Source organism: Candidatus Melainabacteria bacterium RIFOXYA2_FULL_32_9, from assembly GCA_001784615.1.
In the GTDB taxonomy this organism is placed as follows: domain Bacteria; phylum Cyanobacteriota; class Vampirovibrionia; order Gastranaerophilales; family UBA9579; genus UBA9579.
In genome coordinates this window covers 1-11132 of record MFRQ01000097.1, presented here as the reverse complement: position 1 = coordinate 11132, position 11132 = coordinate 1, and the positions used below count along the sequence as shown (strand labels likewise).

At 31.9% G+C, this 11132-nt stretch carries 8 protein-coding genes; 4 read left to right on the top strand and 4 right to left on the bottom strand.

Annotated elements, in window-relative coordinates:
- Positions 1 to 157: 157 nt before the first annotated feature.
- Positions 158 to 1054, top strand: a complete 897-nt coding sequence (locus A2255_04860) for a hypothetical protein (GenBank protein OGI19402.1) — start codon at positions 158 to 160, stop codon at positions 1052 to 1054.
- Positions 1055 to 1083: 29 nt separating this feature from the next.
- On the opposite strand, the gene A2255_04855 is transcribed toward A2255_04860, so the two are convergent.
- On the bottom strand, positions 1084 to 2499 hold the full coding sequence (locus tag A2255_04855; protein ID OGI19401.1) for a hypothetical protein: 1416 nt from the start codon (positions 2497 to 2499) through the stop codon (positions 1084 to 1086).
- A 358-nt stretch (positions 2500 to 2857) separates the two neighbouring features.
- On the opposite strand from A2255_04855, the gene A2255_04850 reads away from it, so the two are divergent.
- Positions 2858 to 4795 carry an ATPase gene (locus A2255_04850; GenBank protein OGI19404.1) on the top strand — a complete coding sequence of 646 codons (1938 nt, stop codon included), beginning with the start codon at positions 2858 to 2860 and terminating at the stop codon, positions 4793 to 4795.
- Between the two features lie 5 nt (positions 4796 to 4800).
- Here A2255_04850 and A2255_04845 read toward each other — a convergent pair whose 3' ends face one another.
- The 3 genes from A2255_04845 to A2255_04835 all read right to left on the bottom strand — a co-directional run bounded on the left by A2255_04845 (position 4801) and on the right by A2255_04835 (position 8839).
- The gene (locus A2255_04845) at positions 4801 to 5715 is read right to left on the bottom strand and encodes a transporter (GenBank protein OGI19400.1); all 915 of its coding nucleotides are present in this window, start codon (positions 5713 to 5715) and stop codon (positions 4801 to 4803) included.
- Positions 5716 to 5869: 154 nt separating this feature from the next.
- Positions 5870 to 7525 (bottom strand): hypothetical protein, encoded by a 1656-nt coding sequence (locus A2255_04840; GenBank protein ID OGI19403.1) that lies wholly within the window; start codon positions 7523 to 7525, stop codon positions 5870 to 5872.
- A 477-nt stretch (positions 7526 to 8002) separates the two neighbouring features.
- Positions 8003 to 8839, bottom strand: coding sequence for an MBL fold metallo-hydrolase (locus tag A2255_04835; GenBank protein ID OGI19399.1), 837 nt, complete (start codon positions 8837 to 8839; stop codon positions 8003 to 8005).
- Positions 8840 to 9274: 435 nt separating this feature from the next.
- On the opposite strand from A2255_04835, the gene A2255_04830 reads away from it, so the two are divergent.
- Complete coding sequence (locus A2255_04830) at positions 9275 to 10576, top strand: hypothetical protein (GenBank protein OGI19398.1); 1302 nt, start codon at positions 9275 to 9277, stop codon at positions 10574 to 10576.
- A gap of 13 nt (positions 10577 to 10589) precedes the next feature.
- Positions 10590 to 11051, top strand: a complete 462-nt coding sequence (locus tag A2255_04825) for a hypothetical protein (GenBank protein ID OGI19397.1) — start codon at positions 10590 to 10592, stop codon at positions 11049 to 11051.
- Positions 11052 to 11132 lie beyond the last annotated feature (81 nt).

Sequence of the window (11132 nt, the reverse complement as noted above, 5' to 3'; positions counted from 1 at the left end):
CTTAGGGTGGATAAAGGGCAAAAGCTGAGAATGAGCTTATTTAGCTCCCGCTTCGCTCTTTATCAAATCTATATAATTTTTGAGAATTTTAATTCAGTTATATCAAGCTTTTTATTGATCTAGCAATTTAGGTTATATAAGCTTTAGAACAGGATTTATGACAAATAATACTCTATTTTTATTTCCAAATCCTGAGTTCGATCAAAGAAAACATCACGGTATAAGTAAATTATATCGAATATTTTGCTTGAAATTTGGTTATAATCTTAAAATTGTCGATTTAGATTTCCTAAGTCGTTATATTCCTGACAAAGATTATTCCCAAACTCTTATAATTGCCGGAGGAGATGGGACTATTCATAAGGTGATTAATACTATACCTGATGAAGCATTTAAAAAGTATGTTTTTGGCATTATTCCGTCAGGTACAGCAAATGAGTTTGCTAAATCGTTGTCCATACCATTATCTATTTCTAAATCTGCCTGTATGATTGCTAATCCTAAAAAGTTGTATTACCAACATATTGGAATTATTAACGGGAAATATAAATTTGCTACAGGGATAATGTATGGAATTGCCAGCAAAATTCTTCAGTATACTCCAAGAATAGCAAAACATTACTTAGGAGGAGCAGCTTTTCAGTTTGGTTTTTTAAGAGTTTATGTTGAGTATTTAAGACCCTGGTCAGGTTTTATCAAAAAATTTAAAATTGATTCAAAAGAGTTTAGAACGAATTATTTGTTGATAAATAATGCAAGCTTAAAAAGCAAAGACTTGACTGTAGAAGATATTGATGGGGAAAATAGGAACTTGTTTTCAATTATATATATACATTCCAGATTAAAGTTTCTTGATATTCTTAGAGTTATGTTTAAACATCATATGCATTATCGTATATTGTACGATAATGCATTAAATTATGTGCAATTACCAGAAGTAAGTCTCCAATTTGAAGGAGAATTAGAATTTATGTTAGACGGAGATATGTATATTTATTTATCTCCGTTAATAATTAAATATTTTGACAGACCTATGGCAGTAATTTCCGGGTAACACTTTTATTACATTGAATTAATGCTGTATTATTCCTGATTACCCACTATTTTCAAGCATAGGTCTTCTAATATAGTACCACTTTGATAACTCAGATTAATTAAGGCTAATTTATATTCATTTGTACTTGCTACAACATTAGCTCTTGTTCTGTCTAAGCTAACCTGCGTATCTGATAAGTCAATAAATGGACAATTTCCATTTGTATATTCGCTTAAAACTGATCCTTTACAACCTTGAGCCATTTCTAATGCAGAGATAGCTAATTCTAATTTCTTCTTTGTTTCTTCTGCTTCAAGATAAGCTTGATAAACCTGAAATGAGGCTGTATTTTTTAGACCTTCCAGCTCTTTTGCAGTAGATTCAACTAGTTCTTTTGCTCTTGCTACTGCATATCTTGTTTTCGTTCCATCAAATATATCCCAATTTATAGCTCCAAAAACCTGAAAGCTTTCACCTTCTCCAAGAAACGGTGCTCTATGATCATTAAACAAGTAGGTTGAGCCCGCATCAATTCTAGGATAATAGTCTGCACGTGCCAATCTTACATCATTTTTTACATTTTCATATCTTAGCTGTAAAGCTTGAACATCTTTTCTCGATAATACAGCGTTCTTATAATAACTATAATCATAAATTGGAACTTCTATAATATCATTAGTTACATTAACTTCTTTATCAACACCGAGTAAAAGACCTAACGATCTTTTTGCAATGTTAAAATTTTTTCTTGCCGTTATCAGTTTCTGCTCAATTTCCATTAGGGCAGTAGAAGCTCTCATTACATCTGAACCGGATCCTGTACCATCTTTATATCTTGCATTTACAACTTTTAAATTTTCTTTTGCTTCATTTGAAGCCTTCTGCGTAGCATTAAATAATTCCTCTGCTGCATTGATAGTTAAATACGATTGAGCAACTTTATATACAAGCTCTTCTTGTTCTCTTAAATACAACTGTTCTGCAACTAAATATCTTTTTTTAGCTATTATATATGTCACAATATCTCTTTTGAAAAATATTTTCTGATCCACAGTAAATGATGTTAAAAAATTAACTACAGGGTCTGGATCATTCACTGTTGCAGGGTTTAAGTCTCCTAATACAAACCTTTCCTGATTAAGTATTATTGCGGTTACAAGTTGAGGAGTATTCGTATATAATGTGCTCTCTCTAAAACTCAATCTGGGTAAAAAAGCGCTTCTTGCAAATCCTATATCTTTTTTCTGTGATTCAAGAGAATTTTTAAGAGCCATAAGTTCCTGGTTATTTATTAACGCATATTGAATGGCTTGTTTTAGAGTTAATGGTTCTTTGATTGACTCAATTTGAACAGTTTGTTTCAATGTCAGTGGTTCAGCTACTTGCTCCTCTGCCTCAGTAATTTTAGTAGTACCCATTATAATTAAGATTATAAAAAAAAGTATTCTAAAATCCTTAAACATCTTTAACTCCAATTAACTTATTCCTTATGTCTCTTTATTCTTTAATATGAAAAATTTCTGTATTTTCTCATAACCATATAGTTATATGATTATGAGAAATTCCTGTAAATTAGCAAACTTACTATACTCTAAACTTTTTAGTGGTTATTAGATAATGACCTTTATAGTTAGTTAGTTGATTGACCGATGCATAAGATAATTAAAGTTGAGAAATATGTTTATCAGATCAAAATATCTCAAAGGCTTAAAAATCAGATACTCCAAAATTAATAAAAAACATCATCTTTGGTTTGATAAAGATATAAATAGTTGAATAAAAAACATGAATCATAATCAAAAAAATGATAGCCACAAACATATGATAAGAGAATTTAAGAGGAGATTATTAGTTTCTCTTATACTAACTATTCCGGTACTGATTTTATCTGAAATGACACAGGAATGGTTGGGTTATACTTTGAAAATTCCATATCAGGGTTTAATTTTGATCTTATTATCGTCTGTGATTTATTTTTACGGAGGTTTTCCTTTTTTAAAAGGGAGTATAAATGAGCTAAAAAAACGCCAACCTGGAATGATGACTCTTATTGCTATGGCAATATCTGTTGCATTTTTCTTTTCCAGTGCAGCAATAATCTTTAATTTAGGGAGTGACTTTTTCTGGGAATTAGCAACTTTAATAGATGTGATGTTACTGGGGCATTGGATTGAAGCTAAAAGCGTAATGGGAGCCTCAAGAGCACTTGAGGAGCTTGCTAAAATAATGCCAACAACAGCACATCTGATAAAAAATGGAAACGTAGAAGATGTTAAGGTATCTGAATTAAAAAAAGGTGATATGGTACTGGTTAAACCTGGAGAGAAAATACCTTCGGACGGTATAATAACAGAAGGTAAGTCGGACTTAAATGAGTCAATGCTAACAGGTGAGTCCAAACCTGTTTCTAAGAAACCAGATAATGAGGTTATAGGAGGATCTATAAATGGTGAAGGTTCATTAAAGATAAAGATACAAAAAACCGGGAAGGAAACTTATCTGGCACAAATTATAGATTTAGTCAGAAAATCTCAGGAAAGTAAATCCAGATCACAGGATATAGCAAATAGAGCTGCTTCATATCTTGTTTATTCAGCAGTCTTTATTGCAATAATAACATTTATTGTCTGGACATTTCTTGATAATTCATTTTTTGCACTTAGAAGATCTGTAACAGTTCTAGTTATAGCCTGTCCTCATGCTTTAGGGTTGGCAATACCACTTGTTGTAGCTTTATCCACCACTATTACTGCAAGAAGGGGAATTCTTGTAAGAAATAGATCTGCTTTTGAAGTAGCAAGAGATATAAATGCAATTGTTTTTGATAAAACCGGAACTTTGACACAAGGTAAATTTGGAGTAACAGATATTGTTTCTTATATAGATGAGAGTGAGTTACTAAGATTAACAGCAAGTATAGAATCAAATTCTGAGCACACTATTGCAAAGGCAATAGTAGAATACGTAAAAAATAAAAATATTGAGATACCAGCTGTCTCAGATTTTAAAGCATTATCAGGTAAAGGAATTTTTGGAAAAGTTGAAGGAAAAGAAGTATATGCAGGAAGCCCGGGACTGCTTGAAAAATTCCATATAAAACCTGATGATAATAGAATACGAGAACTTGAAGAACACGGAAAAACCGTTATATTTTCTATCATAGATAATAAGCTTGCTGGAGTTTTTGCCCTATCAGATATTATTAGAGAGGAATCTTATGCTGCTATATCAGAAATAAAAGATATGGGCATTAAAACATATATGATAACAGGTGATGCTGAAGCTGTAGCTAGGTCAGTTGCGAATGAACTTGGAATCGATGATTATTTTGCTCAGGTTTTGCCTGATAAGAAGGCTGAGAAAATTCAAGAATTGAAGAAAAAAGGTTTTAAAGTAGCTATGGTAGGAGACGGAATAAATGACGCCCCTGCTTTAGCAGCTTCTGATGTTGGAATTGCTATAGGAGCAGGTACAGATGTTGCAATAGAAAGTGCTGATATAGTTCTTGTTAAAAGCAATCCTCTTGATGTGACGCAGATGATATTTCTATCAAAAAGAACTTATGCAAAGATGATTCAGAATTTATGGTGGGCTGCTGGTTATAATATCATAGCAATACCTTTAGCTGCAGGAATTCTTGTTACTTATGGTATTATAGTAAATCCTGCAATTGGAGCTTTATTAATGTCTTTAAGTACGGTAATTGTAGCAATAAATAGCCAGACTTTGCGAAGGTATATGCCAGAATCCAGTGCCTGATTATATCAGTCACTAATTTTCTTTTCAGTAATTTTAATGTCTAATGGTGGAGCCTGAACGAGCTGGAAGGTGGCTGAGGCAACGCTTACCTTCCCTTCAGTCATATTAAATTCGTCTAATATTCTTGTAAAAAGTTGATCTTTTGTTGTTACTCGTCTTTTATAATCAACAATATATCGAATAGAAAACTCAGCCCAGTTATCATTTGCGGTCATAGATATCATAGGTTCAACTCTGGCAGGTTCTACAAGATATTTTCTGCGTACAACCTTCCAGGCTGCCTCAGCTTCCTCTATATAATCTTTTACAATATCATTAACAATATTTTGCAATATTTGTCTTGCTAAACGATAATCACTGCCATATTTTACCGGAATTGCAATCTGGTCCCATAAAAATGGAAAATCTCCTGAATAGTTATAAACAGGTTCTTTAAACACAAAACTGTTTGCTATTCTGACTATTCTGCCTGTATATAAGTCAGCATCAACCCATTCACCAAGCTCCATTATTGTAGTACGCAATATACTTATATCGATTACGTCACCTTTAATCCCCCCAAGCTGAATCCTATCACCAATTCGATAAAAGTGTTCTGTTGAAATTCCAATCCATCCAGCTATACTGGTGATAACTTCCTGTAAAGCAAAGGCTATTCCTGCACCTATCACACCAAATGCGATTGTTAGACCTCTTAATCGTTCATAAAAAACAACTAATAAAAAAAGAAAAATAACAAAATACCCAATAAAAGTTATTATTTTTCTTGTACGATAACGTGCTTCAGGATCGCTAATTCTGCTCGATATTTGTTTTCTAATAAGTTTAATAATGAAATTAAGAATTATAATTCCAACAATAGCAGTCAAAATTTTTACAAAAAGTGGGTGTGAAAATATGGCTACTAAAGCATTTTCCATATGTTAACCTTTCAACTATGATATTGTGTTACTTAGAGTCTATCCGAGAATTCAAAAAATGATGCTTAGAGATTGCTTCACAACATCGTTTTTAGAATATATTCACATTGCAAGGTTCGCAATGACTGCAATAATTTGTTTATCGGATAGGCTCTTATTCTTCTGATTGAGATTCTTGACTGGAATTATTGAAAATTTCAGCAGATGATACTCTAAACGCTGAGGGCTGATAATCCTCTGGCAGATATTTATGAGGAATAGTTACTTTATTTCCATCTCTAACAGCAGTATAGTGCGGTGACATAATTTCTATTCCTGCTTCATTAAATTTATCGTGTATGTTTCTATGCAAGTCAGAGTATGTATTTTGCATTATTGTTGGTTTATCCGTATATGCATTTATTTCATAACTTATATAAAAGTCATTAAGCTTTGTTATTAATACAAAGGGAGTCGGATCCTCTTTTATATTTCTTGTTATTTTTGCTGATGCAATTAGAAGCTCTTCTACTTTTTTAGAAGACGCCTCATAACTTATTGAAACAGTAGTATGTAAAATAAGCCCTTCCGCAGGAGCATCGGTACTATAATTAACAATATGACTTCCAAGAACAACTGCATTTGGAATTGATATTACTTCTGATTTAATTGTTCTTATTCTAGTCACAAGAAGTGTGCGTTCCACAACATCTCCTGTTGTATCAGCTATTCTTAGCCTATCACCCACCCTAAATGCCCTTGTATAGGTTAGAATTATACCCGCAATAATGTTAGCGACCGCTGCTGAAGAGCCGAATGAGACAATAACACCGAAGAAAATTGATAATCCTCTAAATGCCTCAGATTCCCAACCCGGAATATAAGGGAGTATAATTACTAGACCGAATGCAATTATCAGAAATCTAACAATTTTTGCTGTAGGTTCTGCCCATTCACTATAAAAACCAGGAATACTTATTCTCTCTACTTCTATTTCCTTGAAAATAATTTTAATAAGCTTAATCATATAGTAGATAAATATTGATACTATAGTTATAAAGAATAAATTCGGAATGAAGTTTATAAAAGCATTTAAAGTAAAATTTAAGGATGAGAAAAAATAATTTTGCAGATTCTGCGATAAACCAGCTGTCAATGGAAACAGACTAAAGACCAGAGTAAAATATATATAAATTAAAGCTATTTCAATCGTTATTCCTATTGCTTTAATAAGCCAGATTGTGACATCTAAAACTCGATTTACGGTAAAAAACTCAAAATTCTGAATCTTTATAGGGTGTATAAGTGTTCCTTTCCAGGAATACAATTTATCTATAGATTTTACAAAAATATATTTAAATAACTTAAAAGCAAAAACAAGGAATATTGTGGCAAGTACAGTAAAAAAAATATCAAACAGCATATTTTTCCAGAAGCTGCTATTTTCTGGTTGATCTACAGCAATCTGCAACCTTTTTATATATGCTCTGGTTAAATCAGGCCGAGAAATACCTGTAGCTTCTGCGTCAATATCTGTAATGCTCATTATAATCACGTTACCAGCAAGTATATCGGTTGATTTTTCAGCATTTTGAATAGTTATTGAATTAAGCCTATTAAAAGGATCTTTATATAGCTTTTCTAATCTATGCGATATGTCACTAGCTCTAGTTTCTGGGGTAAGTGACCCAATCCTTGCTTTGATGTGAAACAATGTTTGCCCTTTAAATATTACTGGAGCCTTAACTGGTTTATTTATATCCTGTGCAATTACTTGTGAGTATGCAAATAAAGAGCTTATTATGCATAATAATACAAAAGTAAGCCCCATTATTGATTTAAAGTTTTTTAAAGCCCTATATCTCTGAACTGTCATTGTCAGTCCTCAAATTCAGAGTTAAATATCTAAAACTTGCATAGTAAGCTTATATTAATAAGTCATATAAGAAAATAAGAAATATGTATAATTTCTTGGTAAATACTTGGCTATTTAAATTTAAAAAATTGGTAATGGTAAAAATTAAAGTGATAAATTTTTTCAGAGCCATAATCCAGCTAATCGTCGCACTGTCATTGCGAGGCAGCAAAGCTGCACCATTAAACTCTACAATCTTAGTCTTAATTACAGTGATTTATGAGTTATAAAAGGTGACTGTGTCACCAATCCAAATAATATTATACTATCTTTTTTTGGATTGCAGCGTCACTTCATTGCATTTCGTTCCTCGCAATGACACTAGGAAACTTTGATTTCTGAATATGTTCTATATCACTTTGTTTTATAACACTACCAAAATATTATATATTATTAAAATTCAAGTTTTAATCCAACACTGACTTCTCCTAAACGGGTAACTTGAGATAATGCAATTTTAGAATGAAGATCGGTGCAATGACAGGCATGTAATTGATGGAGATTCAAGGCCTTTATATATTCAACTGTTTTTGATAGTTGCTCATCTGAAGGATTTACCAGATGAAGACCTCCTATGATATCGAATATTCTTTCATCCTCACATACTTGCTTTGCATATTCGACTATATTACATATTCCTGAGTGTGAGCATCCTGTTACAATCACTAAACCCTGTTTAGACTTGTAAACTAAAGCTGAATCTTCGATTATATAATCATCTATCCAGTTTTCATTAAGATAAACTTGACCAACTGAAGCTTGATTTTCGAAATTATTATTTCTAGGGATTTCTCCCAGATAAACTAATTTCTCAGTTATCCAGAGAGGCTTTTTGCTGAGTTTTAATTCAAAATTTCTGGATAATTTTTCTTCTGAGATTAAAGAACCGATTTCTCCCATTTCATTTCTGGATTTGGATAAAAAAGTAAACGGATGTGTGACAACTAAAGGTTTTTTATTGGGGATATTTTCTTTGATTGCTTCTTTATAAAGTCTGATAAGAGGAACTAATCCCCAGGTGTGATCATAATGCCCATGAGAAAAAACTAGATAATCCAGATTTCTTAGATTAATATTCATTTTGAAAGCATTTTGAATAAAAATGTCTGAATATCCTGTATCAAATAAGATTTTTTTGTTGTCTATTTCAATATAGAAAGATAATCCAGGCTCTCCAAAATAGCATTTACCTGTTGAAGTATTATTATCTACAAGTACGGTTAATTTCATCCCAATTATTCTTTCTAATTATTATTTTCTTATGTTTTTTAATAATCATATGTAGTTAAGTGTATAATGCTAATTTTTTGAATACCAGTTAATTTGTTTTTTATCTTTACTTATGAATTGGAGAGAAAAATAATGAATAATTCAGATAAATTACAAGAACTTGAAAACAAAATGAATGATATAGAAAATTCAATAAAAGATTTAGATACAAAAGTTGAGGAGATTAAAAAACTTATTATATCTCATCAACGTCATACTGCATCAGAACATGGGCATAGTTATAAAGTTTAAACAATTAATTTAATGTTGCGCATTTTTTTAATATTACAAACTATCAGGTAGGCTAACAAAGTTAGTTAAGAGAAATAACCTTATTAATAAGTTATTATTCTTATCTTATAAATCATTTTTTTCTAAATTATTTAAAAGAGATCAATGACTAAAAAACCTCTTAAATATTTGACAATCCTGATTTTTACAGCAGGAATGTTGAGAAATTCTGCTTGTTTAGCGGAAGAACTGCTCTTGGAAGAAATAGTATTTGATAAAAATCAGATAGAAACTTCATTTCATGCGCAAGAATTTCAACAGGATCAAATTAAGGAAATCAGTTGTGTTGAATTACCTTATCTGGAAAATAAGCATTTTTTTGGCTATTTAGAAGCTCGCAAAGAGCTTGTAAAGCACGGTATTGCTCCAGAAGTTAACTATACTACGGATAGCTTTTTTAAGTTGAGAGGAAAAAATATTAGTCAAAATATCAAGTCTATCGGTCTTGTAGATTATTCTCTTACCATTGATACAGAAAAATTAGGTTTAATACAGGGTGGTACACTGTATGCATTAGGTCAAAATTTGCATGCCTTTAATTTGGCGACTGATTTTGTGGGTGATATACAAGGAATAAGCAATATTGATGCTCCTGTGTCTAATAGATTAGGTGAGCTCTGGTATAAGCAAAGTTTATTTAAAGATAAAGTTGGTATAAAGCTAGGTAAACAAGATGCTAATTGTGATTTTGATACTCTTGAATCAAGCGGAGATTTTATAAACTCATCATTTACATTAATGCCTAATATTCCCATGCCATCATACCCTGCTCAGGCACTCGGAGCAGCTGCTTTTATAGAGCCAATTGAACAATTTAACTTAAAAACTGGTATTTATGATGGCTCAAGTGAACCAAGTACTCTCGGGTTTAGAACAGCTTTTGATGGACAGGAAGGAGTTTTTACAATAGTTGAATCGGGAATTAGGCCTACAATTAAAAAACTTCCCGGGAATTATATTACAGGCTTTTGGTTTGATTCGGGTTACGTTGATGAAATAACAGAAGCTCCTGATGCAAGGACTTTTTCATCAAATTATGGCTTATATGCGGGAATTGAACAGGCTATTTATAGAGAGAATAATGAAGATGATCAGGGTTTATATATACAGGGACAATATGGCTGGAGTCCGTCTGATAGAAATGAAATAGCCAGATTTTACAGTGCTGGTTTTACGTATTTTGGGCTTATTAATAAAAGAGATCAAGATGTACTGGGTTTTGGTACAGCAATCGCTAACTTAAGTGGGAGAACTCAAAAAAAAGATGAGATAGTACTAGAATCTTTCTATCAGATTCAGTTTACTCCCTGGTTTGCAATTCAACCCGATATGCAATATATATTTAATCCTGGTGGAAATAATAAAAATGCGTTTATACTAGGAGTCAGAACGCTAGTTAGTTTTTGAAGGAGAATGAATAATGAAAACTTGGAGATGCACAGTATGTGGATATATACATAAAGGTGATACTCCACCTGAGCAGTGTCCAAATTGTAAAGCCCCTAAGGAAAAATTTGTTGAGGTTGTTGAAAATTCTGATCCTATCCATATAAATTATGTGCAGAAAACATCTGATACAAAAGAAGTAAATGTCGTTCCTTTTTTTGAAGATTATAATTCATTAGCACCATTTATATATAACCTTCCAGTCGCTCAGGAAGTTAAATTTCACAAACATCCTACTACTGATGAATTGTTCTATGTTATAAAAGGAAAACTTGAATTTAAGGTTGGAGATGAGAGTTTTATTACAAAACCAGGTGATTTAATACAAGGAAAAATGAATATTCCTCATACATTTAAAAATATTGGAGATGAACCCGCCTGTTTCTTGTCTGTAAAAGGTCCAAAACCTGTAGACCTGGAAATGCTTGAAGAATAATTGGTTTTAAACTTATCAAAATCAATAGAGCTTAACTTTCAAATAAAAGTTAAGCTCTATTAAAATAATTATACCAATAAA